The organism is Kribbella sp. NBC_00482 (genome assembly GCF_036013725.1).
Lineage (GTDB): Bacteria > Actinomycetota > Actinomycetes > Propionibacteriales > Kribbellaceae > Kribbella.
The window spans coordinates 5,934,439-5,960,382 of sequence record NZ_CP107881.1 but is presented as its reverse complement, the minus strand read 5'-3'; the positions used below and the strand labels follow the sequence as shown (position 1 = coordinate 5,960,382).

The window sequence follows — 25,944 nt, the reverse complement described above, 5'->3', positions numbered from 1 at the left end:
CCGCTCAACCCTTACACAGTTCTTCGGAGGACCCCGTGACTACGACAACCAGCCTCCCGGCCGTCGATCACCGCGGCCCGGTCACCGGCCGGGAACGCGCCCTCGCCCCCGACCTGATCCGCGGCGCGATGCTGCTGATGATCGGCCTGGCGAACAGCGCCAACTTCGCGTTCGCCGGCCAGCCCGGCGTGGAGAGCGCGCCGCACGGCTTCGAGCGCATCCTGAACTTCCTCAAACTCACCTTCGTGGACGCCCGGGCCTACCCCGTGTTCGCGGTGATGTTCGGCTACGGCCTGGTCCAGTTGGCGCGCCGGCAGCGCAACTCCGGCGCGACCCCCGGCGCAGTCCGGCGGATCCTGCTCAAGCGCAACGCCTGGCTGATCGGCTTCGGCCTCGTGCACGCGACGCTGCTCTACTTCGGCGACTTCCTCGGCGCGTACGGCGTCGTCGGCATCATCTGCACGCTGTTCCTGCTCAACCGCGGCGACAAGTTCCACCGGATCGTCCTCGCCATCTGGGCGTTCATGGCCATCGAGGTCCTGTTCGTCGGGGCCAAGGCCGCGCTCGCGATCGCCAACAGCGCCGGCCCCGCGCACGCGCTGACGAACTCCCCGAACCCGTCGCTGGCCGCTTCGTCGTACCTGGGCAGCCTGGTCGACCGGCTGCACGAGTACCCGATGCACGCCGCGAGCGTCATGGGCTTCATCGTGATCGTCTGGCTCGGTATCTGGGCCGCCCGCAAGCAGATGCTGGAGAACCCGGGCGCCCACAAGGGCTTGCTCACCCGAGTTGCCGTCGGCGGTCTCGGCATCACCGTTCTGGGCGGACTGCCGCTCGCACTGGTCGGCGCCGGCTGGATGCACGTCGACAAGAGTGCAGTGGACACGCTGAGCCTCCTGTCCCACGTGTCCGGCATGTTCGGCGGTCCTGGGTACGTCGCTCTGTTCGGCCTGCTCGTCCTGCGGATCCGCAAGCTGTCGCTGCCGGTCCGCGCGATCTCCGCGCTCGGTCAGCGGTCGCTGTCGGGGTACCTGTTCCAGTCGGTCTCGTGGATGATCCTGCTCGCCCCGTTCACGCTGGACCTGCGGTTCGGAAGTACGGCGTACACCGCGGCGCTGGTCGCGATCGGCGTCTGGGTCGTCTCGGTCGCCGGAGCGTATGCGATGAGCCGGCGTTCCTACCGCGGTCCGGCCGAGACCCTGCTGCGCAAGCTCGTGTACTGACTTGGGAGGATGGCGGTCATGAGTGACTTCGGCGTACCGGAACCCGCCAACCTCTCGGATCTGTCAGGCGACACCCCGGTGGCCGAGACGAGCGTGAGGCTCGCACTGCCCGCGGAGGCCAACGGGATCGGCGAGATTCAGGTCGCGGCCTGGCGTACGTCGTACGCCGGGCTGCTGCCGGCCGATGTCCTGGCCGATCTCAACCCTTCGCAGTTCGCGGCCCAGTGGCGGGCCGCGCTGGTCGCTCCGGGCGAGGCGCGGAACCGGGTGATGGTCGCGCTGGCCGGCCGCACCCTGGTCGGCTTCGCGGCCATCACGCCGTCCGACGACCCGGACGCCGACCCGCAGCACGATGCGTTGATCGCCGAGCTGGCCGTCAGCCCCGAGGCGACCCGCGCCGGCCACGGCTCGCGCCTTCTGAACGCCGTCGTCGACACGGTCCGCGCCGACGGCTTCCGCCGCGTCACCGTCTGGGTCAACTCGACCGACGACGTCCTCCGCGCCTTCTACACCGAGTCCGGCTGGGCCCCCGACGGCGCCCACCGCGAGCTCGACCTCTACGGCGACGAGTCCGTCCGCATCAAGCAGATCCGCCTCCACACCGACCCCGGCACGGAGTAGTCCCGGCGCCAATAGCAGGTCGGCGATCGGCGACGGGCCGGGGGTGGTGCTCGACGCGTCCCAGTGGGCATGACAGATTGTCACGGACCGATCACACATGGCCATCCGCTGGAGTCTGCATGAAGTACGTTCCCCTGGCCCTCGGCGCGGCAGCCGTGGCGCTGTCCACTGCCGCCGTTCTCGTCGTGCCGGGCTCGGGCGCGACGGCGTCGACGCAGTCGGCGACCGTCGTCGACAAGCCACATCAGGTGGCGAACAGGTATCTCGAGCAGAAACCGCAGTGGGTCGAGTGCGGTGACGCGGAGCTTCGCACGTACTGCGCGAAGATCACCGTCCCGCGCGACTGGGCCAACCAGTACGCCGGGCACGACCTGCAGATCGCGGTCAGCAAGGTCGCCCCGGCCAAAGGCACACCGAGCCGGGTCGTGTTCGGCAACCCCGGCGGACCCGGTGGCGCCGGCCTCGGGATGGCGCCGTACCTCGCGAGCCAGGCGCCGCTCGCCAAGGATCACCTCGCCGTCGGCTTCGACCCGCGCGGCACCGGCGGCAGCTCGAACGTGAGCTGCGACGGCGCCCCCGGCTACACGATGGACGCGCGCGACCGCGCTCCCGCGACCCGCGACCTGATCGCCGAGGCCTCGGAGATGGCGCAGACGTACTGCGCCCAGCAGTCCCGCGGCCTGCTCCCCTACATCACCACCGCGCAGACGGTGCAGGACATGGACCTGATCCGGCGGCTGCTCGGTTTCGACAAGATGGACTACGTCGGGTACTCCGGCGGCACCTGGCTCGGCGCGTACTACCAGACCTACTTCCCCGAGCACGTCGGCCGCTTCGTGCTGGACTCCAACACGGACTTCACCAAGACCTGGCTCGACACGTTCGTCAGCCAGCCGCAGGCGTTCGAGCGCCGGTTCCGCGAGGACTTCGCACCCTGGGCGGCCAAGTACGACGGCCAACTGCACCTCGGCTCGTCACCGGGCGCGGTCATCCGCCTGTACGAACGGTTACGACGCACCCTCAAGGAGCAGCCCGCGACCGAGGAGTTCCTGGACGGCGCGGTCAACGTCAGGTACGACGAGAACACCCTCGACCTGATGGTGACCGGGGATTTGTACTCGAAGCTCGACTTCCATTCCCTGGCCGCCGACCTGCTATTTCTTCATGACCTTTCCGAAGCGCAGGCAAAAGGCGGTCCGCGGGCCGCGCAACGCCACGTCGACGCGCTCTCGAAGACCCGCCAGCAGCAGCTCGTCGAGCGCGCCGGGCGCGCACCCGTCGGGCTCCGGACGCTCGGTGAGGACGACGCCGAGGACGCGACGTTCACCGCGATCACCTGCAACGACACGGCCTGGCCGCAAGGCCGCGAGTACGGCGAACAGCTCGCCGCCCGCCTCGGTCCGCACTTCCCGTTGGTCGGCTGGACGATGTCCGAGAACCCCTGCTTCTACTGGGACCGTCCGAACCTGACGATGCCCACACCGACCGGCAAAGGCTTGCCCACAACGCTGATGGTGCAGTCCGTGCACGACCCGGCGACCAGTTACAGCCTCGCCGCATCGGCCCACAGCAGGTACGCCGGTTCGCGGCTGCTGACCGTCACGGGCGAAGGCGACCACGGTGTGTACGGCGGCGTGAACCGCTGCGCCGACCGGATCATCAACACGTTCCTCACCACTGGGGCCGCACCGGCCAAGGACATCAGCTGCGCCGGCGAAGGCATCCCGGCACCCGAGGCCACGGAGCCCGGCTTCGAGGAAGGCGCCGGTACTCCTTTACGAAAGATCGCCGGATTCACAAAAGCCGTTTCCGGATATCTGCCCTGACGATCGTTTGAAAACCGGCTGGAATTCACCTACGGACCGGCAGTTCGCGGTCACCGTCGGCGAAATCCGGCCGGGGATTTCGTTGTCAGGACAAATTTGTCAGGGCGATGTCAGGGTTCCGTCCCTGTGCGACACAGCGTGATAACGGCAACCTAGAGAGAGCGCGGAGGACCTGGTCGTCGTCTGGGAGGGCTCGACGACCGGTGACCATCGCCCGATGTGGCTTCGGCCGGCTGTGAGGTGGGGGGACTGCCTGGGGGGTCAGACAGAGGACACAGCCGGCCGGGCCACACATCTGGATCCGCGCCCTCAGATCCCTCGCGGGGCATCGTCGATCCCCCAGGTCGTGGTGCTCCGCGAGGCACGCCCGCTCAGAGCGGATCGCGGGTCCGCACCGCCGGTGTCGATCCCGGGGGCCGGTAACCGTCGGCGACAGCGGCCAGTGGCGCCGCGCGGCCGGCCGACCAGGCTGCCCGGAAGGCCCGCCGCTCGAGCGACGCTTCGACCGCGGCTCGGGTCGCCTCGCAGCCGGCCTTCTCGATCTCCGGCACCGGCGCCCGGATGACTTCCCGTACACCGTCGGCCGCGCCGAGCAGGAAAGCGGCGTACTCGCTGCGTTCTCGTTGTTGTGCGACCGCGGCCAGCTCCTCGAGCACACTGGCCGACCGCCACCGGTCCCCCAGATCACGATGCTCGGCCAAGCTTTCGTCGAGCAGGTGTACGGCGCGGTCGGTCAGGCCGCGTCGGCGTTCGACGATGCCTAGCTGGTTCAGCGACCAGGCGACTCCCTCGCGGTACCCGAGCCGTTGCGACAGGGCGAGACTCTCCTGCAACAGGTCCTCGGCCTCGACCAGGTCACCGCCGTACTGCGCGATCGCGCCGAGGCTGATCAGCGACCAGGCGAGTCCTTCGCCGTCACCGACGACCCGGAAGCTGTCGCGGGCCCGTCGGCAGCGGCGCGCGCCCGTCTCGAGATCGCCGCGGAGCCAGGCCACGAAGCCGAGGTAGTTGTGCGCCCAGGCCATCCCGGCCCGGTCGTCGAGGCTCTCGTACAGGTCGTAGCTCTCGCAGTGCAGGTCCTCCGCTGCCTCGTAGTCGCCGCGTTCGCGTGCGACGCCGCCGAGGCGTTGCAGCACCAACGCCGTACCGGACGTGTCGCCGAGTTCCTTGTACTGGCGCAGCGCGGTCTGCAGCTGCTCGGTGGCGGCGTCGTACTCGCACTGGAGGAACGCCAGCGTTCCGGCGCCGAGGTTCGCCTTCGCGCACACCGGCGCAAGGTCCGCGATCTGTTCGGGCGGCACCGAGTCGCCGAGGTGCAGCGCCCGCTCGAGCCACTGACTGCCCTCGGCATAGTGCCCGCGGAGGTAGCAGAACAGCCACAGCCCGCCGGCCAGCCGCAACGCCTCGTCGACCGACCTGGTCCGCAGCGCCCACGCCATCGCGGATCGCAGGTTCGCGAGCTCGCGGTCCAACCGGTCGAGCCACTCCCCCTGCTCCGGTCCCCGCAGGTGGCTCTGCGAGTCCTCGGCCAGGCCGACGAAGTACTGCGCGTGCCGCCCGGCCGCCTCGTCCGTCTGTCCGGCGGCCCGCAGGCGATCAGCCGCGAACTCCCGGATCACGGCGAGCATGTAGTAGCGCGCGACGCCGTCTCGCCTGACCACCCGGATCAGCGACTTGTCGGCCAGCCGACCGATGAGGTCGAGGGCCTCGACCCGGGTCGCGCCACCGGACATGACCGCTGCGGCCGCACCCAGCGTCCACCCGCCGGCGAAGACCGACAGCCGGGCGAACATCTCCCGCTCGGCCTCGCTGAGCAACGCGTGGCTCCACTCGATCGCGCCGTACATCGACTGCTGGCGAGGCGACGCGGTGCGCGGGCCACCGGCCAGGATGCCGAACGACGTCTCGAGCTCACTGGCCAGTTCCGCGATCGTCATCACGTTCGTCCGCGCCGCGGCCAGCTCGATCGCGAGCGGCATACCCTCCAGACGGCGTACCACGCGCGCGACCTGGTCGAGCTCGCCGCTCGGGTCGTACCCGCGAGCGACGGCGCGGTCGACGAACAGCCGCACCGCTTCCGACGACGCCAACCGGTCCTCGTCGTGCGGCAGGGCCAGCGCGGGGACGACGTACACGCTCTCGCCCGGCAGCCGCAGCAGCTCCCGGCTGGACGCGAGGATCGACAGGTTCGGGCAGTGCTCGAGCAAGGTCGAGCAGACCTGCCCGACCGTCGCGACCAGGTGCGAGCAGTTGTCGAGCACGAGCAGCATCGTGCTCCGGCCGATCTGCTCGGCGATCTCTTCGACCAGCCGCGTGCTTTCCAGTAGGTGCATGCCGATCGACGCGGCGACGGCGGGAGCGACCGCGGCGGAGTCGGTGACCGACGCGAGCGGCACCCAGCAGACGCCGTCCGGGAAGCTGTCCGCCACGTCGCCCGCAAGTGCCAAGGTGAGCTTGGTCTTGCCGACGCCGCCCGGTCCGGTCAAGGTCAGCAAACGAGTCATGCGCTGCCCGAGCAGGCGCGTCGTCGCGGTCAGCTCGGTCGTCCGCCCGATCAGCTCGTTGATCGGCGCCGGCGGTTGCCGCATCGGCAGCCGGACGGACCCGGCCTCCTTGCGCGCCGCCGCGGTCAGCAGGGACCGCTCGGGCTCACCGAGCCGCAGGGCGTCCGCGAGCAGGCGCAGCGTCTGCGCCCGCGGCGCACGCCGGCGTCCTCGCTCCAACGCCGCGATCGCGTCGACGCTGAGACCGGCGCGTTCGGCCAGCGCTTCCTGCGACAGCCCCGCCTCCCGTCGGTGCCGGCGCAGTAGCTCGCCGAACCCAGCCCCCTGCCCGTCGTCCGTGCCGCGGCGAGATCCGTCTGATGGCACAGGACGGCCCCACCCAGTCTCCGACCTTTACGTGGCGGCTGCCACGTACCAGCGAAAATATCGCGTTCCACACCTGGTTGTCAGTTATCCCGGGGAACTGCCCCGGAACTCATAGGGTCTGATCGTGGTGCGCGATGGCGGTTCGCATCGCTTCCCGGGCCCGTTTCCGGTCCCCCGCGGCGTCGTACGCCGTCGACAGCCGGAACCACACCCGCCAGTCGCCGGGGGCCGCTTCCGCCTCCGCTTTGTACCGTCCGAAGGCCTCGTCCGCGGCGGCCCGGTCCACCCGGCCGGACGGCCGGCGCGGCAGATCGTCGACCGGCAGACCGCCGGCCGCCTCCAGCTCACGGGCCAGCACCTCGGTCCGGCGCCCGAACTGGATCTCGCGCCAGACCAGGTAGGCGCCGATCAGCGGGATCACCAGGACCGCGAGTCCGAGCACGACCGAAACCGGCGTACCGACCTTGATCAGCAGCACGCCACGCCAGCCGATCAGTACGGCGTACGCGACGAACACGACCGCCAGCAGGATCGCGGTCTGTTTGGCCCTCATCTCAGGAGAGGTCCATGAAGTGCTCGAGCCCGACCGTCAGACCGGGCGCGTCGCCGATCCGCCGGACGCCGAGCAGGACGCCGGCCATGAACGAGACCCGGGCCATCGAGTCGTGCCGGATCGTCAGCGTCTCACCCTCGTCGCCGAACAGCACCTCCTGGTGCGCGATCAGGCCGCGCAGCCGGACGCCGTGCACCCGGATCCCGTCGACGTCCGCGCCGCGGGCGCCGTCGAGCGCCGTCGTGGTGGCGTCCGGGATCGGGCCGGAGCCGGCCTCGCGGCGGGCGTCCGCGATCAGTTCCGCCGTACGCCGGGCCGTGCCGGACGGAGCGTCCACCTTGTCCGGGTGGTGCAGCTCGACGATCTCGACGGACTCGTAGTACGGCGCGGCCTTCGCGGCGAACTGCATCATCAGCACGGCGCCGATCGAGAAGTTCGGCGCGATCAGCACGCCGGTCTGCGGGCCGGCAGCGAGCTGCGAGCGCAGGGTCGCGAGCCGCTCGTCGTCGAAACCGGTGGTGCCGACGACCGCGTGGATGCCGTGCTCGATGCACCAGGCCAGGTTGTCCATCACGACCTCGGGCCGGGTGAAGTCGACGACGACCGCGGCGCCGGCCTCGGTCAGCGCGTCGAGCGCGTCGCCCTGGTCGAGCTGCGCGACCAGCTCACAATCGGCAGCCTCCTCGACCGCGAGGCACGTCTGAGCGCCCATCCTGCCCTTGGCTCCCAGGACACCGACCTTGATCATGCGACACCCTTTCTTCCCCCGATCGAGGGAACAGTCTGTCCGGATTCAGGGTTCAGGATCTCATCCGGCCGGTTGGGTGGACCGCTCGGCCTTCGGGATCCAGACCTCCAGGCCGATCGTCTCCCGCGCGGGCGCCAGCTGTGCGTAGTCCGCGTGGAAGTCCAGCCCGCAACTGCGCAGGGCGTTGATCTCCAGGTCCGAGATCTCCCGGTTCAGGATGACGAGCGGCGGCCTGGACGGGCGCTCCTTCCGGCAGACCTCCTCGACACCGGCGGCGGTCCGCTCGCGCTCCTTCGGTGCGATCCAGGCCTCGCCGAGCGGACGGCCGCCGAGCACCAGCACCAGGCCGGCCATCTTGTCGAAGGCGAGCATCGGCCGGCCGGGCGGCTCGGTGTACGGGCGGAGGTCGGCGGCCAGGCGGCTCAGGTTCTCCTCGGCCGGCGGCGAGAGGTACATGCCGTCCAACGCGGGGATCGTCGCGGCCGCGGTCAGCTGCGAGTGGCCGACGGAGCGGTACGGATACCGGAACAGGCCCGTGTACGCGATCGTCGAGGTCGCGACCAGGGACCCGACCAGCACCAGGCCGACCGTCACCCGCGCCACGATCGGCGTCGCCCAGATGCCGGTCAGTACGGCGATCATGACCGCGGCCCAGGCCGCGAACGCGTTGAAGCCGATCGTGAAGAGCGGGGTGTTCGTGCCGAACGCCTGCACGAGTGGCAGCAGCACCAGCAGTGTGAGGATCACCCACGTCCGCGTGTTCTCGCGGCTCAACCGGGAGCGGGGCGTGACGCCGGCGCGGCCCGCGATCACGGCGCCGGCCGCGGCCACGACGGCGACCAGTACGGCGGCCAGCAGCGTTTCGGCGTACATCGGGATGTGTTGCGAGCCGCCGACCGCGCCGCCGTCGACGACAACCCGCCGTACGGACAGGATCAGTGCCGCCAGGGCGAGAATCGCGGCGACGATCCGGAGCCTGCGCCAGCGGGCGACGACCGTGACGGCTGTCGCGAGGAGCAGCAGACCGTGCGCGGCCAGTGTCTGACCGATCAGTTTGAGCGTGCTGGACCAGTAGAGGTGCAGCAGCTCGGCCGGCGAGTACGACGTACCGGCGATGAACTTGTTGACGTCGAGGATCCCCGGCACCGCCACGTTCAGCCGGACGACGAAGAGCTGCACGACGAGCGCCACGAGGGCGAGCCCGCCGAGCGCGAAAAGGATGCCGCGGGCAACGGCTCGCCGACCCTGACCGGCCAGTACGACGACCGCGGTGATCACGATCAGCCCGATCACCACGACCGAGGTCCACTTGGCCAGCACCATCACGCCGATCACCAGGCCGGCGACGACGAGGATCCAGTACGGGACCGGCGTACCGCGATCGACCGCGGTCGCCATCCACAGCACGCAGGACACCAACGTGAACGCACCGAGCAGCACCACATCGTTGTAGCCGGGCGACTGCGGCAGCCAGCTGTAACACATCCCACCGGCGGCGAGCACGACCGCCGCACCCGCGGCCTCCCACAGCCGGGTGGGCGGCAACCCCGGCCGTCGCCCACGCAGCCAGCGCATGAAGCTGTAGCCGAAGCCGAGGTGTACGACGACCACGGTGAACAGCCGGAAGAACCGGAGTTTCACGATGTCGTACCCGAACCACTCGAACACCGGGCCGTACAGGTACTGCACGCCGGTCAACGCCAGCGGGTTGCTGTCCCACCACCGGTACGAGAGCAGGTAGTAGCCCTCGTCCGTGATGTCGAAACCCTCGTTGGCGGCCCGGCCCGCGGTGAGAATCCACCACGCCGCCAGCCCGCCGGCGACGACGATGACCCCGGTGAGCAGGACGAACCGTCTGCCTGCCGAGGAAACCGTACTCACGGCCGCAACCCTAGGCCATCACCCCACGGCTATCCCTCACGCGGTTGAGTACGCCGTTTGCGCATCCTCCGCGAAGTGGCACGAGACGGTCTGGCCGGACATGATCTCCCGGAGCTCGGGTACGTCGGTGCTGCACTTTGCCTCCGCCCGCAGGCATCGGGTGTGGAACCGGCATCCGGACGGCGGCATGACCGGTGACGGCGGGTCACCGGCCAGCACGATCCGCTGCCGGCCCTGGCGCGCCAGACCGGGCTCGGCGGACAGCAGCGCCTGCGTGTACGGATGCGCGGGTACGTCGTACACGTGCTGGTGCTCGCCCAGCTCGGCGACCTTGCCGAGGTACATGACCGCGACCCGGTCGGAGACGTGCCGGACGACGGACAGGTCGTGGGCGACGAAGATGATGCTCAGGCCGAGCTCGCGCTGCAGCCGCATCAACAGGTTCACCACCTGCGCCTGCACCGACAGGTCGAGCGCCGACACCGGCTCGTCGCACAGCAGTACGTCGGGGTTGAGTGCGATCGCCCGCGCGATCCCGATCCGCTGCCGCTGTCCACCGGAGAACTGGTGCGGGAACTTCGTCTCGTCCTCGGGCCGCAGACCGACCAGCTCGAGCAGCTCGCGGACCCGGGTCCGGATGTCGAAACCCTTAGTGCCCTTGCCGACGTCCGGGTGCACCTCGAACGGCTCGGCGACGATCTCGCCGACCCGCATCCGCGGGTTCAGGCTGGAGTACGGGTCCTGGAACACCACCTGGACGTTGCGCCGCCAGCGCCGCAGCTCGCGGCCCCGGAGCTTGCTGACGTCCACACCGCCGTACTCGATCCGGCCCGACGTCGGCTTCTCCAGCGCGGCGAGCAGCCGGACCAGCGTCGACTTCCCGCAGCCGGACTCGCCGACGATGCCGAGCGACTCACCCTTGCGCAGCGTCACGTCGACGCCGTCGACCGCCCGGACGACGGTCTTGGCGCCGAAGTTCAGCGCCGGGCTGATGTCGTAGTGCTTCACGACGTTCGTTGCCACCAGCAACTCTTCGGCCATTAGACAGCCTCCTTCGCCGCTAGCGACGTACGCCGGATGCACGCGGCCTCACGGCCGGGCGCGATGGTCAGCAACGGCGGCACCTCGGCCGCGCAGTCGTCGACCGCGATCGGGCACCGGGGCCGGAACGCGCAGCCGGACGGGATCGCCCGCAGCGACGGCGGCGTACCCGGGATCGTCGGCAGCTCCCGGCCCTTGAGGTCGGCCGACGGCATGGAGCCCAGCAGCCCTTCGGTGTAAGGGTGTACGGGATGTTCGAGGGCCTCGGCCGTCGCGGCCCGCTCGACCACGTGGCCGGCGTACATCACGACGACGTTGTCGGCGACGTCCGAGACCACGCCGAGGTCATGCGTGATCAGCACCACGCCCATGTCCCGCTCGGCCTGCAGTTCGGCGATCAATTCCAGGATCTGCGCCTGCACGGTCACGTCGAGCGCCGTGGTCGGCTCGTCGGCGATCAGTACGTCGGGATCCAGCGCGAGCGCCATCGCCAGCATCACGCGCTGCCGCATCCCGCCGGAGAACTCGTGCGGGTAGTCCCGCACCCGGTTCGCCGCGGCCGGGATCCGCACCTGGTCGAGCATCTCCGCGGCCTTCTTCATCGCGTCCCGCTTCGACATCCCGCGGTGGACCCGGTAGCACTCGGCGATCTGGGTCCCGACCGACTGCACCGGGTTCAGCGCCGACAGCGAGTCCTGGAACACCATCGTGATCCGGTCGCCGACGATCCGGCGCCGTTCCCTGGTGGTCATCTGGATCAGGTCCGCGCCGCGGTACTCCGCCGTACCGGACACGATCCGGCCCGGCGGCATCTCCAGGATCCCGGTCAGCGCCTGCGTCGAGACGCTCTTCCCGGACCCGGACTCGCCCAGGATCGCCAGCATCTCCCCCGCCCGCACCTGCCAGGACACCCCGTCCACGGCCCGCACCGGCCCGTGCGGCGTGTCGAACTCGACCGACAGATTGTCGACCTTGAGCAGTACTTCACCAGTGGCAGTCATCGCATGAGTTTCGGGTCGAGGGCGTCCCGGATCGAGTCGCCGATGATCATGAACGAGATCGTCATCGTGGAGATGAACAACGCCGGCCAGATGAACAGGTGCGGGGTGTCCCGGTACGACGCCGCGACGCCGAACTGCGAGCCCCACGAGATCGACGGCGGTTGCAGCCCGACCCCGAGGAACGTCAGCGCGGCCTCGAGCCCGACCATGCCGCCGATGCCGAGTGTGGTCATCGCCAGCAGCGGCGCCATCGCGTTCGGGAACACATGTTTGCGCAGGATCCGGACCGGCGGCACGCCGATCGACCGGGCCGCCAGGACGTACTCGCGGTTGCGGACCGAGAAGACCGTGGCCCGCATCAGCCGCATCCCGCCCGGCCAGCCGATCAGCAGGATGACGCCGACGATGATCCAGATACTCCGGTTCGCGACCGAGTTCAGGATCACGATCAGCACCACGATGCCGGGGATCGAGAACAGTACGTCGGCGGTCCGCGAGATCAGGCCGTCCACAAAACCCGGGAAGTACCCGGCCAGCAGGCCGAGCGAGCCGGCCAGCACGAACACGCCGAAACTCGCGCAGATGCTGACCAGCACCGACGGTCGCGCGCCGTAGATGACGTTCGCGAAGTAGTCGCAGCCCTGGATGTCGAACCCGAACGGGTGCCCCGAGCTGCGGCCCTGCCGGCTCTTGGCCAGCTCGCAGAACCGCGGATCGGCGGATGTGAACAGCTTCGGCACCGCCGCCATCGTGAAGAAGGCGAGCAGCAGCAGGCTGCACACGATGAACTGCGGCTTGCGCAGCAGGGCCCGGAGCAACTCGCGGTTGGACAGGGCGCGGCCGTCGCCGATTTCCTGCGCCTCGGCGCCGACCGCAGCGGTGATCTGTTCAGACATTGCGCACCCTCGGATCCAGGACGCCGTACAGAAGGTCGATCAGCAGGTTGATCAGGATGAACGAGATGAACGCGAGCGTGGACAGCAGCACCACGACGCCGCCCTCCTTCAGCTTGATCGCCTGGAACATGAACTGACCGAGCCCGGGCAGGTTGAAGATGCTCTCGGTGATGATCGCGCCGCCGAACATGCCGGCCAGGTCGAGCCCGATGAACGTGACCACCGGCAGCAGCGCGTTCGGCAGGATGTGCCGCCACAGCACCCGCTGCTCGCCGAGCCCCTTGGCCCGCGCGGTCTTCACGAAGTCGGCGTTCACCGTCTCCACGATCGACGTCCGCAGCAGCCGGGCCAGCCCGGCGAACCCGAGGACGCCGATCACCAGCGCGGGCAGCAGGTACGAGCGCGGGAACCCTTCCAGCACACCGGACACCGGGAACCACTTCAGCTCGACCCCGAACAGGTACTGCGCGGCGAAGTACGCCACCAGTCCGGGCACCGCGAGCAGCACAAGTGTTGCCAGCAGCAACGACCGGTCGACCCAGCCGTTGCGCTTGAAGCCGGCGTAGATACCGAAGAACAGCCCCAGCGTCCACTGGACGGCGTTCGCCAGCAGCGTCAGCTTCAGCGTCACCGGGATCCGCAGCCGGAGCTGGTCGGCGATGTCCGCGCCCGCGAACGTCGTACCGAAATGACCGGTGAGGATGTCCTTCATACTCAGCAGGTACTGGACGATGAAGGGATCGTTCAGGTGGTACTGCGCGCGCTTGGCGGCCAGCACCGCGGCGGGGATCGGCTTGTCGCCGGCCAGTTCCCGCAGGGGGTCCCCGGGCATCGCGAAGACGAGCGCGAAGACCCCCAGCGTCACCAGCACACCGATCGGTACCGCCGCCAGTGCACGGCGCAGGATGAAACGGATCACTTGAAAGTTGCCCAGAGCGCCGACACACCGACGAACTTCGAGACCCGCGGCTCGATCTTCGCCGAGTGCAGGTACGCGTTCGACTTCGTGTAGAGCGGGATCAGCGGCATGTCCTCGAGCGCGATGTCCTCGGCCTGCTGGTACAGCTTGATCGCCTTGTCCGGGTCCGGCTCGGCGTCGCCCTTGGCCAGTACGGCGTCCAGCGCCGGGTTGGCGTAGTTGGCGAAGTTCGCGTCACCGTTGGACTTGAACATCGGCGTCAGGTAGTCCTCGATCGACGGGTAGTCGTGACCCCAGCCGCCGAACCGCAGACCGTCCAGCTTGCGGGAGTTGGCCAGCTCGGTGATCTCCGAACCCTGCTTGCCGGTGTACTTCACCTGCAGGCCGAGGTTCTGCCGCAACATGTTGCCGATCGCCTCGGCGAAGATCTGGCCGGTCGCCGACGTGGTGCTGTAGCTGATGTTCAGCGTGCCGGAGAAACCGCCGGCCTCCGCCAGCAGCTGCTTGGCCTTCGCGGCGTCGAAATCGCAGTACTTGCAGGCGTTGTCGCGGTACCCGGCCATGTCCGGCGCGACCAGACCCTTGGCCGGCTCGGACAGGCCGACGAGGTCGGCGAACGCCTTCCGGTCGATCGCCTCCGAGAACGCGTGCCGCAGCTTCGGGTTCTTGAACCGCGGGTCCCACGCCGGGATCACCAGGTAGTTGGCGCCGGAGCTGATGCTGGTCACCCACTGGTCCGGGGCGTCGGTCTTGAAGCTCTTCACCTTGGTCGACGGCACGTCGACGAAGTCCACGTTCCCGGCCAGGAACTCGTTGTACGCCGTGTCCGCGTTCGGGATGAACCGGTACGTGATCTCGTCGGCCTGCGGTACCAGCGAGCCCTTGTAGCCGTCCCACTTGGCCAGCTTGATGTCGTCACCGGCGTTCCAGTCGGCGGCGAGCTTGAACGGGCCGTTGCCGATCGGCTTGCGCTTGTACGCGTCCGGGTTCTTCCGCACTTCCTCCGGCAGCGGGGCGAGGCCGAGGTACTGCAGCGTCAGGCCGAACTGCGAGAACGGCACCTTCAGCTTGACCGAGAAGGTCAGGTCGTCGATCTGCTTCAGACCGCTCAGCGTCTTCACCGCGGTCGGCTTCGGCGTGGCGCCGTCCGGGGTCGGCGGGTTCAGCGCGTCGTACCCCTCGACCTTGGAGAAGAAGCCGTTGTTCTTCCAGGCGTTCGAGCCCATCGCGGTCAGGTTCCAGCTGTCCACGTAGTCCTTCGCGGTCAGCGGCTGGCCGTTCTGGAACGTGTTGCCGGCCTTGAGTTTGATCGTCCAGGTCTGGCTGGTCTTGTCCGGCGTGACCGAGTCGGCCATCACGTTCTGCAGCTTGCCGGTCTCCGGGTCCGTGGTCACCAGCGGGGCGAACATCGCCATCGCGACCTGGATGCCGGGACTGCCGTTCTCGTTCAGCGGGTTGATGTACTCCAGCGGGTCGGCAGCGATCGCGATGACCTCGCTCTTGCTGCCCGAGCCGCTGCCGGAGCCGCTGCTCTTCCCGTCTCCACACGAGGCGAGCACCAGAGCCAATCCCAGTGCCACCCCCACTACCCCAGTCAGACGTCGCACGGTCAAACCAACTTCCTCGGCGGGAGGGCCGCTAGGCGGGCGGATCAAGCGTCATGGTGGCTGGTCGAAACTGCACATGTCAACGTTGTCAGGCGCAAAGCGGCGGCGTGTAACTCAGGCGTTACTTTGCCAAGACCTCAGATGACCAGCCCTCACAGGCGGAGCGAGCACCCACTTAATCAGATCAGTACGCCAGAGTCATCAGATGACAGGTCAGATCTGGTCAAAACTCGCCGCTGCGCACAGTTGCGCACTTACCGGTAGCCGGCCGCTTGCAGACGGTAAAGCTCCGCATACATCCCGTCGCGCGCCATCAACTCGTCGTGCGTACCGCGCTCGGTCACACGGCCGTTCTCCAGTACCACGATCAGGTCCGCGGAGCGCACGGTGGAGAAGCGATGTGAGATGAGCAACGTGACCCGCCCGTCGGCCCGTCCGGCCCGCGCCTCGGCGGCCAACCGGTCGAAGACGGCCGCCTCGGTCTGCGGGTCCAGCGACGCGCTCGGCTCGTCCATGATCATCAGCAGCGGCGCCGGCCGGACGAGTGCTCGGGCGATCGCCAGCTTCTGCCATTGCCCGCCGGAGAGTTCGACGCCGTCGACCCACGACGTACCGAGTTGGGTGTCGAGGCCCTGCGGCAGCGTGTCCACGAAGCTCGCATCCGCCTTGCTGAGAGCGGTTCGCACCTGGTCCGGCGGCTCGGACAGTCCGCCGACTGCTACAGCCTCGCCGACGGTCAGCTGGTACCTGACGAAGTCCTGGAAGCCGGCGCTGACCTTCTGCCGGTACTGCTCGAGGTCCATCGTGGCGAGATCGACTCCGTCCACGAGCAGCGTTCCCGTGGCGGGCCGGTACATGCCGGTGAGGAGTTTGACCAGGGTCGACTTGCCCGCGCCGTTCTCGCCGACGATGGCGACCGTGTGGCCGGCGGGGAGGAACAGGTCGGTCCCGGGGAGTGCGAGGCGATCGTCCGCGCCGTACCCGAAGGTGACCTGTTTCAGTTCGATGCCGTGCACCAGACGATCCGGTGTCGGCGCGTTGCCTGGTTCGGTTTGGGCCTGCTGCGCGAGCCAGAAGTAGTGCTCGGCCGTTGTGCGCACCCGCAGTACGGTGCCTGCCAGGTCGAGGACACGGTTCGCCGCACTCACCACGGCGCCGGCAAGGGCGAGCGCCAGGGCCACGTCGCCTGGGGTGACACTCGCCTCGTGAAGGATCAGCACCAGTGCGCCGACGTACGCGAGCGGGAACACGGCCCAGCCGACGGACCCGATCAGGACCGATCGGAAGAGCGCCTGGTGGGCGATTGTGTTGGCCTTGTCCGCGGCCTCGCGGTGGCTATGGAGCAGCTCATCGCCCATCGAGGCGACGTGCAGCTCCTGTGCCGATGTCGGAGCGACCGACAGCATGAAGAGTTGCTGGGCGAGCCGCCGCTGCGGAGCTGCCTCCAGCTCTGATTTTCTGCGAATCCGTTCGGCCCGGCGGCTCAACCACAGCGAGGGAATCGCGACCAGTGGGAGGACCACCAGCACCGGCTTCAGGTCTGCCAGCAGGACCGTGCTGATCACCAGCTGGGCCACGACGAACAGGCCGATGAACGGCATCGTGACGCTGTCCGCGAGGTCCGGCGCCTCCCGTCGCAGCGTCTGCAGCCGGTCCAGGAACTCGGGTCGCTCGAAGTGCTGGATCTGCGGCGCACCCGCGGCCAGCCTCAGTACTCTGCGCTCGGCGACGAAGCTGGAGCGCTCGCGCATCCTGATCGTCGCCCAGCGATAGCCGATCGGGGCCACCAGCACGAAGGTCAGTCCAACGGCGACCGCGATGCCTCCGGCAACTACCTGGCGCGGTTCGCCGGACACGACGCCGTCGACCAGTGGCCGTACGCCGAGCGCGACGAGCAACGGGCTGACGAAACTCGACATCGTGACGACGGTGTAGAGCGTGAACAGGCCCGGACCGATCTCCCAGCCGAGTCCGATCAGTAGACGCGCGGTGGCGACCCATGACTTCATTCCGGGCCTCCGTCGAAGCGAGCCGCTTGAAGGCGGAACAGGTGGGCGTAGGTACCGTCTCGCTGGAGCAGCTCGTCGTGCGATCCCTGCTCGATCACCCTGCCTTCGTCGAGTACGACGATGGACGAGGCCTGGCGCACTGTGGAGAAGCGGTGCGAGATCAGGATTGTGGTCAGCCCGGCGGTCAGGTCGAGGAAACGCCGGTACAGCTCCGCCTCGGACCGGGCGTCCAGGTGCGCGGCCGGCTCGTCCAGTACCAGTACGGACGAGCCCTGTTGGACGGCGTACAGCGCTCTGGCGAGGCCCAGCCGTTGCCACTCTCCGCCAGACAGCTCGACACCGCCGTCGAACTCCGCGGAGAGCACCGTCTCCCAGCCGTTCGGCAGCGCCTCGACAACGGTCTTCGCTCCAGCCCGCTCGACTGCGACCTCGATGTCTGCATCACCACGGCCGAAACGGACATTGCGGTACGCCGACATCGGCAGCCGCACGGGCTGCTGGAACACGACCGCCAGCCTGCGCCGCCAATCGTCGGTGTCGAGGTCTTGCAACTGGACGCCGTCGATCAGGACGGAACCTTCGTTTGGTTCGTACAGGCCGCAGAGCAGCTTGACCAGGCTGGTCTTCCCGGCGCCGTTCGCGCCGACGACCGCGAGCGATTGCCCGGCTGGAATCACCAGATCGAGGTCCTTCAGTACCCGACGGCTCGTGCCCGGATAGCTGAAAGACACGTTGTGGAAGGCGATCTCCCGTTCCGGCATCCCGGTGGCCGGCTGCGATCCACGGTCGGCGGGCGCGGCTGGCGGCGCGATCGCTCGCATCGCCTCGTCGTACCGGTCGAGGGTTGCGAGGGCCAGCTCTGTCTGCAGGCCGGACCAGGACGACTGCTGGATGCCGCCCAACGCGACGAGGAACGTCTGGACGTACGTCGCGGTCGGGCCGGCGGCGAGGCGTCCGGCCATCGCCTCGCGGACCACGAGCACGATGCCGCCGAGCACGACAACGCCCAGGAATGCCGTGGCAATCAGCGGACGACGGCCGGCCGGGGTCAGGACTCGCTGCATCGTCGCGGTCCAAGTCTCCCCGTGCCGGCCGACTACGAAGTCCGGCAGTCCGAACAGGCGGATCTCCTTGGCGGCCGGCGGGGTGGTTCCCAGATCGTTGAAGTACCGCATCCGGCGGGCCGACTCGGTGGCGCCATAGTGGTGCCCCGCTTCGGTGCGAGATGCGACCCGGTCCTCGTACGCCGCCCACACGCCGGCCACGAGCAAACCCGCGCCGAGCCACCAGTGGAAACCGGCGAGGATGATGCCCGAGGCCAGCAGAATGATCCGCCCGGTGGCCAGACCGCCGATCGTGCTCGCGAGCCGGCCAGGCCGCGCCCAGTCCGCCCGCAAGGTGTCACGCCCGACCTCGACGAGCGCCGCCGTCGCAGGATCCTCCAAGTGCCGCACGCCACTCGGCGCGGCCACAGCCTTCATCAACTCGTGCTGCAGCAGCGCATCGGCCCGCTCCCCCAACGCGGTCGCCGCCGCCCGCTGCAGAGACCCACCAACCCATTGCAGCAACAAACACGCACCAGCAACCACAGCCCACCCCACCGCGTGAGCCCTATCCCCCCGAGCAACCCCCGCAACAACCTGCCCCAGCGCCACCACAGTCCCCACCGGCGCCGCAGCCGCCACCCCAACCGTCACCACCACGAGCACAGACAGCCCGCGCCCCGCCCCCCAGGCAACAGCTGCAAACCGCCAAAGCCCACTCACCGCCCCAGTCAACAACACCCGCCGGGCCACCCCCGCCACGTCTAGCGGCTAGCGGCTTATGTCACCACTGGCGGGTTGTAGGAGGCCAGCGATCAAACAACCCGTCATCCGCGCGAGGTATGGGTGAGGTTCTGGGTGGCGAAGAGGCGGGGGAAGCGGGTGGTGGGGTCGGCCATCAGTTCGTCGTACGTTCCTTGCTGGGCGACTGTGCCGTTGTCGATGACGTAGATGCGGTCCATCTCGCGGAGGGTCCAGGCTCGGTGCGAGACGACGATCGTGATGCGGTCGGCGCTGGTACGGCGTAGGTCGGTGAAGATCTCGTGCTCCGCCTCGGCGTCGATGGCGGAGGTCGGTTCGTCGAGGATCCAGACGCCGGCGTCGCGCAGCCGGATCCGCGCCAGTGCCAGGCGCTGCCACTGACCTCCGGAGATGCCGGTGCCGCCCCATTGCTGCCCGAGCTGGGTGTCCAGCGGGAGGCCGGCGGCGAAGGTGCCGGTCAGTGCGTCGCGGATGTCCTCGTCCGCAACGGCGTTCGGCGCACCGAGGCCGACGGCGTCCCGGAGGGTGAACTCGAAGCGTCCGAACTCCTGTACCAGCAGGCCGAAGTGCGCGAGCCGCTCGTGCTCGGCCAGCGCGTCGGCGTCTGCTCCGTCGATCAGCACCCTCCCGCTCTCAGGGCTCAACGAGCCGACCAGCAGGTTGATCGCTGTCGACTTGCCCGCCCCGTTCACGCCGACCAACGCGACCATCTCGCCCCGGTGGGCTTCGATGGACACGTCGCGAAGAGTCGGCTCGGCCGCGCCCGGGTAGCCGAACGTGACGTTGTCCAAGGCAACGGAATCGACCTGCCGAACCACTGCGCGGCGGGGACCGGTGTGCACGCTCCGCACGAAACGCCGGTAGATCGCGGCCTGCGGAGCCGCGGTGACGATACTGCCGAACGCGTACCCACACTGACGAATCGCGTTCAGCCCGGTGATCGTGCCGGCCACCGCCGCAGCCGCCGCTCCCCCGGTCGCACCGCCGCGCACCAAGGCGATCAGCGCACCCCCGAAGAGCAGCACCGTGACCAGCGCCGCACCCAGCTCGTACAACAGCGCCGTACGGATCATCCGATCCAGGATCCAAGTTGCTGTCGCACGACCACCGGCGACCACGTCGGCAACCTTCCATCCAGATCCGAGCACGGCCAGCTCAGTCCCCGGGCGTTGCTGGATCAGTTGCTCGGTCGCGTACGCCGCCCTGCGCTCATGCTCGGCGACTCGCGGCCAGCCCTTCGCCTCCATCCGCGAGATCAACGTGAACGCGAGAACTGTCGGCGCCAACGCGGCGAGCACCAGCAGCCCGGAGACCAGGTTGATCGACGCGATCGCCACGCACAGGACGACGGACGTCGCCGCCGCGCTGAGCAATTGCACAGGCTTGCCGGCCACGTCGCTCATCGGGTGCGTCGCGGTCTGACTCGCCTCCAGGTCGCGGACCGTCTCGGGCTCGGCCAGCCGGCTCGGGCTCAGCCGGGCGGCGACGCGGGCAAGCTCGACCCGCAGCTCGAGCCGGAGACGCAGCATCATCCGCTGGCCGACGCCGTTCGACACCTGGGTCAGCGGATACATCGACCCGACCACCACGGTCAGCCCGAGCAGCGGACGCCAGACGTCACCGCTGTCGACCAGCTCGCGGATCAGCACGACCTGTGCGCCAGGCAGAACGGCCAGCAGTAGTTGGAGAACCGAGTACGTCGCGAGCCATCCCGGGGTGATCCGGACGGCATCGATCAATGAGTCACGGGCAGTACGAAACGCATCCAGCACGGGGTGATCCTCTTTCGCATGACGGCAGGCCAAACCGCACTGGGTCGATCCAGTGCGGCACATCGGCCGTCAAATGCGTGCGATCCCGTTCAGAGTGGAATCCAGAGGCAGATCACGTGGTGACGCGACACAACTCCCCGCAGGTTAGTGCGGTGGGACGTTCTGGTTCAAGTGGAAGACGTTGCCCGGGTCGTACTGACGTTTGAGCGTCTGCAGGCGGTCGTACGTCGCGGCGCCGTACGCGGAGCGGATCCGTTCGGTGCCCTCGTTGCTCAGGAAGTTGAGGTACACGCCGGCCAGGTGCGGCTCGAGTGCGCGCCAGGAGTCGCGGACCCACTCGCGTTGGGTCTCGAACCCTTGCGGCCCGTCGGTCGCGCCGACGAAGTTGAAGGTATGCCCGCTCGTCCGGCCGCCGAACGCCGTACTGTCGGCCGGCACCCGCGAGATCGCGCCGCCGAGGTGGAAGATCGGGAACGCGGTGTACGGCGAATCGATGGCGTGACCGCGGTCCACGGCCACGTCGATCACCTCGTCGGACAGTTCGGCCACGTCGCCGGCGCGGATGTAGTACCAACGGCCGTGCGGGAAGCCGGGGTCGAGCATCGCCTGCAGTTGCAGGTATGGCTGCGGCGTCACCAGATCCAGCAGCGGCGGCGCGAACGCCTTCAGCGGGGCCACCACCTTCTCGCCGTCCTCGACCGGCCCGGCATAGCAGGCGACGATCGCCACCACCGGCAAGCCGTGCAGCTCAGCCGGGATCGTTGCGGTGGACGGCAACCGGCGATGGATCACCGCGGTGGTGAGCTCGTCGGGGATACCGGTGATCCAGTCCCGGTAGAAGCGCATCAGGTCCGGCGACCGGTCCATCGGCCAGGCGACCATGCCGCCGTACACGATCGGCCCGACCGGGTGCAGCTGGAACTCGAACTCGGTCACGATGCCGAAGTTCCCGCCACCACCCCGGATCCCCCAGAACAGGTCGGCGTTGAGATCCTCACTCGCGGTCACCAGCTCACCGTCGGCGGTGACCACGTCGGCCGAGAGCAGGTTGTCGATGCTCAGCCCGTACTTGCGCATCAGCCAGCCGATCCCGCCGCCGAGCGTGAGCCCGGCCAGGCCGGTGTGCGTGACGATCCCGGACGGCGTCGCCAGGCCGAACGCCTGGGTCTCCCGGTCGAGCTCTCCGAGCAGCACACCCGCTTGCGCCCGCGCGGTACGCCGGACCGGATCGACCCGGATGCCCTTCATCAGGCCCAGGTCCACCACCACGCCTCCGTCACACGTCGAGTGCCCGGGGAAGCTGTGGCCGCCGCCCCGCACCGCGACCGGCCCGCCGGTACGACCGGCGAACTTGAGCGCGGACCGGATGTCGGCGACTCCCGTGCAGCGCGCGATCAGCCCGGGCCGACGGTCGACCGACCCGTTCCAGACGCTCCGGCGCTCGTCGTACGCCGGGTCGCCCGGCTGGATCAGGTCGCCACGAAAGTCCGTGGCCAGGTCGTTCAATGCGTGGATGTCCGCCGCGACAGTGCTCATGACCGCCCCCTCGGCGCCAGTATGCGCCTCGGAGATCAGAGGGTGAAGGACGTGGTGTCTTCCTCGAAGGGGCCCATGACGGTGAGGGCGGGGGTGCCGGCGTAGAGGTCGGCGGCCAGGGCCGTCACGTCATCGAGAGTGACGGAGTCGATACGGTGCAGGATCTCGTCGACGGTGGGGAGTTCGCCGTACACGAGTTCGGCCTTCGCGATCCGGGTCATCTTGGCGCCGGTGTCCTCGAGGCCCATCACGACCGAGCCGCGCATCTGGCCCTTGCCGCGGAGCAGTTCGTCGGGGGTGATGTTGCCGCTGGCAATCGACCCGAGCTCGCCGCGGATCACGTCCAGGACCTCGGGGGCCTTCTTCGGCAGGCAGCCCGCGTACACGCCGACCATGCCCGAGTCGGCGTACGCCGAACCGAAGGAGAACACCGAGTACGCCAGTCCGCGCTTCTCCCGCACCTCCTGGAACAGCCGCGACGACATCCCGCCGCCGACGATCCCGTGCAGTACGCCGGCGGTGTAGCGGCGCTCGTCGCTCCGGACCAGCCCGGGCATCCCGAGCACCAGGTGCGCCTGCTCGACGTCACGGTGGTGCACCTGCACCCCGCCGTACGTCGGAACGGTCTTGCCGGAAGCACGTCGTACAGCGGCCGGCTCGGCCTCGGCCGTCACCCAGTGCCGCTCGAACGCCTTGCGGACCAGGCGGACCACGTCGGCGTGGTCGACGTTGCCGGCCACCGCGACGACGATGTTGGACGGCTTGTAGCGGCGCCGGTACCAGCCCACGACCTGCTGGCGGGACAGCCCGGCGACCGATTCCGGCGTACCGGTGATCGAACGCCCGAGCGGGGACCTGCCCCACAGCTGCTCGGCGAACAGGTCGTGGATGTGGTCCGACGTCTCGTCGGCGTGCATCGCGATCTCTTCGTCGATGACGTCGCGCTCACTCTCGACGTCAGCGTTCGTCAGCGTGGCGGAGGTGATCATGTCGCAGATGACGTCGACCGCGAGCGGCAGGTCGGAGTCCAGCACCCGCGAGTAGTAGCAGGTGTACTCCTTGCCGGTGAACGCGTTCATCTCGCCGCCGACCGCGTCGATCGCGGCGGAGATCTCCAGCGCGTCGCGGCGCTCGGTGCCCTTGAACAGCAGGTGTTCGAGGAAGTGCGTCGCCCCGGCCAGCTGCTCCGGCTCGTCGCGGGAGCCGACGCCGACCCAGAGGCCGAACGTGACCGAGCGGAAGCCCGGCACCGACTGGGAGAGCACGCGAAGCCCGGAGGGCAGGACGGTCCGTTTCACCGGACCGCCCGCCTCCGGGCTCAGCAGCGTGCTGGTGGTTGCTCGAATCACTCGGCGGACTCGGCAGCCTTCTCTTCGGACTTCTCTTCACCCTCGATGACCGGGATCAGCGAGAGCTTGCCGCGGTCGTCGATCTCGGCGATCTCGACCTGCAGCTTCTGACCGACCGAGAGGACATCCTCGACGGCCTCGACGCGCTTGCCACCGGCCAGCGGACGCAGCTTGCTGATGTGCAGCAGGCCGTCCTTGCCCGGCAGCAGGCTGATGAACGCACCGAAGTTGGTCGTCTTCACGACCGTGCCCAGGTAGCGCTCGCCCTTCTCCGGCATGGTCGGGTTCGCGATCGCGTTGATCGCGGCCCGGGCCGCCTCGGCCGACGGGCCGTCGGTCGCGCCGATGTACACGGTGCCGTCGTCCTCGATCGAGATGTCGGCGCCGGTGTCCTCGGTGATCTGGTTGATCATCTTGCCCTTCGGCCCGATGACCTCGCCGATCTTGTCGACCGGGACCTTCACCGAGATGACCCGCGGCGCGAACTCGCTCATCTCACCCGGCGCGTCGATGGCCTTGGCCATCACGTCCAGGATCGTCAGGCGGGCGTCCTTGGCCTGGGTCAGCGCACCGGCCAGCACGCTGGCCGGGATGCCGTCCAGCTTGGTGTCCAGCTGCAGGGCGGTGACGAAGTCCTTCGTACCGGCGACCTTGAAGTCCATGTCGCCGAACGCGTCCTCCGCGCCCAGGATGTCGGTCAGCGCGACGTACTGCGTCTCGCCGTCGACCTCACCGGAGATCAGACCCATCGCGATACCGGCGACCGGGGCCTTCAGCGGCACACCGGCGTTCAGCAGCGACAGCGTCGAGGCACAGACCGAACCCATCGAGGTGGAGCCGTTCGAGCCGAGCGCCTCGGACACCTGACGCAGCGCGTACGGGAAGTCCTCGCGCGACGGCAGCACCGGCACCAGGGCCCGCTCGGCCAGCGCGCCGTGCCCGATCTCGCGACGCTTCGGCGAACCGACCCGGCCGGTCTCACCGGTCGAGTACGGCGGGAAGTTGTAGTTGTGCATGTAGCGCTTGCGGGTCTCCGGGGAGAGCGTGTCCAGCTGCTGCTCCATCCGGAGCATGTTCAGTGTGGTGACACCCATGATCTGGGTCTCGCCGCGCTCGAACAGCGCCGAGCCGTGCACCCGCGGGAGCACGCCGATCTGCGCCTTCAGCGGCCGGATGTCGGCCAGCCCGCGGCCGTCCATGCGGAGCTTCTCCTTCAGCACCCGCTGCCGGACCAGCTTCTTGGTCAGCGAGCGGAAGGCTGCGGACAGCTCCTTCTCGCGGCCCTCGAAGTCGGCGGCCAGCTTGTCCACCGTGGCGGCCTTGACCGCGTCGGTGGCGCCCTCGCGCTCGTGCTTGCCGGCGATGGTCAGCGCCTGGGCGAGCTCCTCGCTCGCGGAAGCCTCGACCGCGGCGAACGCGTCGTCCTGGTAGTCCGGGAAGACCGGGAACTCACCGGTCGGCTTCGCGGCCTTGGCCGCCAGCTCGGACTGCGCCTCGACGAGGGTCTTGATGAACGCCTTGGAGGCCTCGAGGCCCTCGGCGACGATCTCCTCGGTCGGCGCCTGCGCGCCACCGGCGACCTTGTCGAAGGTGGTCGGGGTCGACTCGGCCTCGACCATCATGATCGCGACGTCACCGGACTCGGTGACACGACCGGCGACCACCATGTCGAAGACGGCGTCCTCGAGCTCGGTGTGGGTCGGGAACGCGACCCACTGGCTGCCGATCAGCGCGACGCGGGTGGCGCCGATCGGGCCCGAGAACGGCAGCCCGGCGATCTGGGTGGACATCGACGCCGCGTTGATCGCGAGCACGTCGTACAGCTTGTCCGGGTTCAGCGCCAGGACCGTGATGACGACCTGGATCTCGTTGCGCAGGCCGGACACGAACGACGGCCGCAGCGGGCGGTCGATCAGCCGGCAGGTCAGGATGGCCTCCTCGGAAGGACGGCCCTCCCGGCGGAAGAACGAGCCCGGGATGCGGCCCGCGGCGTACATCCGCTCCTCGACGTCCACCGTCAACGGGAAGAAGTCGAACTGGTCCTTGGGCTTCTTACTGGCCGTGGTGGCCGACAGCACCATCGTGTCGCCGTCGAGGTAGGCGGCGGCGGAGCCGGCGGCCTGCTGGGCCAGACGGCCCGTCTCGAAGCGGATGGTGCGGGTGCCGAAGCTGCCGTTGTCGATGACGGCCTCAGCGAATTCGGCGCCCTCCATGGGCGCGCGTGTGGATCCCGACACGGGATACCCCTCTCTCACAGTGTGACGACTGCGAGGCGCGAGCTTCCGGG

Annotated in this window: 18 protein-coding genes; 3 read left to right on the top strand and 15 right to left on the bottom strand. The window is 68.9% G+C overall.

Annotation, left to right across the window (positions count from 1 at the left end):
- Positions 1-35 precede the first annotated feature (35 nt).
- The 3 genes from OHB24_RS28970 to OHB24_RS28960 all read left to right on the top strand — a co-directional run bounded on the left by OHB24_RS28970 (position 36) and on the right by OHB24_RS28960 (position 3,670).
- Positions 36-1,223 (top strand): DUF418 domain-containing protein, encoded by a 1,188-nt coding sequence (locus tag OHB24_RS28970; protein ID WP_327634017.1) that lies wholly within the window; start codon positions 36-38, stop codon positions 1,221-1,223.
- A gap of 18 nt (positions 1,224-1,241) precedes the next feature.
- Positions 1,242-1,844 (top strand): GNAT family N-acetyltransferase, encoded by a 603-nt coding sequence (locus tag OHB24_RS28965; RefSeq protein WP_327634016.1) that lies wholly within the window; start codon positions 1,242-1,244, stop codon positions 1,842-1,844.
- A gap of 119 nt (positions 1,845-1,963) precedes the next feature.
- Positions 1,964-3,670, top strand: a complete 1,707-nt coding sequence (locus OHB24_RS28960; protein ID WP_327634015.1) for an alpha/beta hydrolase — start codon at positions 1,964-1,966, stop codon at positions 3,668-3,670.
- Between the two features lie 371 nt (positions 3,671-4,041).
- Here OHB24_RS28960 and OHB24_RS28955 read toward each other — a convergent pair whose 3' ends face one another.
- From OHB24_RS28955 to OHB24_RS28885, 15 genes are all read right to left on the bottom strand, one after another.
- Positions 4,042-6,540: an ATP-binding protein gene (locus tag OHB24_RS28955; protein WP_327634014.1), complete on the bottom strand. Its 2,499-nt coding sequence runs from the start codon at positions 6,538-6,540 to the stop codon at positions 4,042-4,044.
- 109 nt (positions 6,541-6,649) lie between these two features.
- The gene (locus OHB24_RS28950; protein WP_327634013.1) at positions 6,650-7,093 is read right to left on the bottom strand and encodes a hypothetical protein; all 444 of its coding nucleotides are present in this window, start codon (positions 7,091-7,093) and stop codon (positions 6,650-6,652) included.
- A gap of 1 nt (position 7,094) precedes the next feature.
- On the bottom strand, positions 7,095-7,841 hold the full coding sequence (dapB, locus tag OHB24_RS28945; protein WP_327634012.1) for a 4-hydroxy-tetrahydrodipicolinate reductase: 747 nt from the start codon (positions 7,839-7,841) through the stop codon (positions 7,095-7,097).
- 60 nt (positions 7,842-7,901) lie between these two features.
- Complete coding sequence (locus OHB24_RS28940) at positions 7,902-9,722, bottom strand: hypothetical protein (protein ID WP_327634011.1); 1,821 nt, start codon at positions 9,720-9,722, stop codon at positions 7,902-7,904.
- Between the two features lie 36 nt (positions 9,723-9,758).
- On the bottom strand, positions 9,759-10,763 hold the full coding sequence (locus OHB24_RS28935) for an ABC transporter ATP-binding protein (protein WP_327634010.1): 1,005 nt from the start codon (positions 10,761-10,763) through the stop codon (positions 9,759-9,761).
- Complete coding sequence (locus OHB24_RS28930; RefSeq protein WP_327634009.1) at positions 10,763-11,764, bottom strand: ABC transporter ATP-binding protein; 1,002 nt, start codon at positions 11,762-11,764, stop codon at positions 10,763-10,765. The genes OHB24_RS28935 and OHB24_RS28930 overlap by 1 nt, the downstream gene beginning before the upstream one ends.
- Positions 11,761-12,660 carry an ABC transporter permease gene (locus OHB24_RS28925; protein WP_327634008.1) on the bottom strand — a complete coding sequence of 300 codons (900 nt, stop codon included), beginning with the start codon at positions 12,658-12,660 and terminating at the stop codon, positions 11,761-11,763. The genes OHB24_RS28930 and OHB24_RS28925 overlap by 4 nt, the downstream gene beginning before the upstream one ends.
- Positions 12,653-13,579, bottom strand: coding sequence for an ABC transporter permease (locus OHB24_RS28920; RefSeq protein WP_327634007.1), 927 nt, complete (start codon positions 13,577-13,579; stop codon positions 12,653-12,655). The genes OHB24_RS28925 and OHB24_RS28920 overlap by 8 nt, the downstream gene beginning before the upstream one ends.
- Positions 13,576-15,159, bottom strand: coding sequence for a peptide ABC transporter substrate-binding protein (locus tag OHB24_RS28915; protein ID WP_327634006.1), 1,584 nt, complete (start codon positions 15,157-15,159; stop codon positions 13,576-13,578). Before OHB24_RS28915 ends, OHB24_RS28920 begins: the two co-directional genes overlap by 4 nt.
- Before the next feature lie 281 nt (positions 15,160-15,440).
- Positions 15,441-17,195, bottom strand: a complete 1,755-nt coding sequence (locus OHB24_RS28910; RefSeq protein WP_327634005.1) for an ABC transporter ATP-binding protein — start codon at positions 17,193-17,195, stop codon at positions 15,441-15,443.
- Complete coding sequence (locus OHB24_RS28905) at positions 17,192-18,796, bottom strand: ABC transporter ATP-binding protein (RefSeq protein ID WP_327634004.1); 1,605 nt, start codon at positions 18,794-18,796, stop codon at positions 17,192-17,194. The genes OHB24_RS28910 and OHB24_RS28905 overlap by 4 nt, the downstream gene beginning before the upstream one ends.
- Before the next feature lie 269 nt (positions 18,797-19,065).
- A complete protein-coding gene (locus OHB24_RS28900; RefSeq protein WP_327634003.1) occupies positions 19,066-20,772 on the bottom strand; it encodes an ABC transporter ATP-binding protein in 1,707 nt (568 codons plus the stop codon).
- Positions 20,773-20,916: 144 nt separating this feature from the next.
- Positions 20,917-22,308 carry an FAD-binding oxidoreductase gene (locus tag OHB24_RS28895; protein WP_327634002.1) on the bottom strand — a complete coding sequence of 464 codons (1,392 nt, stop codon included), beginning with the start codon at positions 22,306-22,308 and terminating at the stop codon, positions 20,917-20,919.
- Positions 22,309-22,343: 35 nt separating this feature from the next.
- Positions 22,344-23,657: a M16 family metallopeptidase gene (locus OHB24_RS28890; protein ID WP_327634001.1), complete on the bottom strand. Its 1,314-nt coding sequence runs from the start codon at positions 23,655-23,657 to the stop codon at positions 22,344-22,346.
- The gene (locus OHB24_RS28885; protein WP_327634000.1) at positions 23,654-25,870 is read right to left on the bottom strand and encodes a polyribonucleotide nucleotidyltransferase; all 2,217 of its coding nucleotides are present in this window, start codon (positions 25,868-25,870) and stop codon (positions 23,654-23,656) included. Before OHB24_RS28885 ends, OHB24_RS28890 begins: the two co-directional genes overlap by 4 nt.
- Between the last annotated feature and the right edge of the window lie 74 nt (positions 25,871-25,944).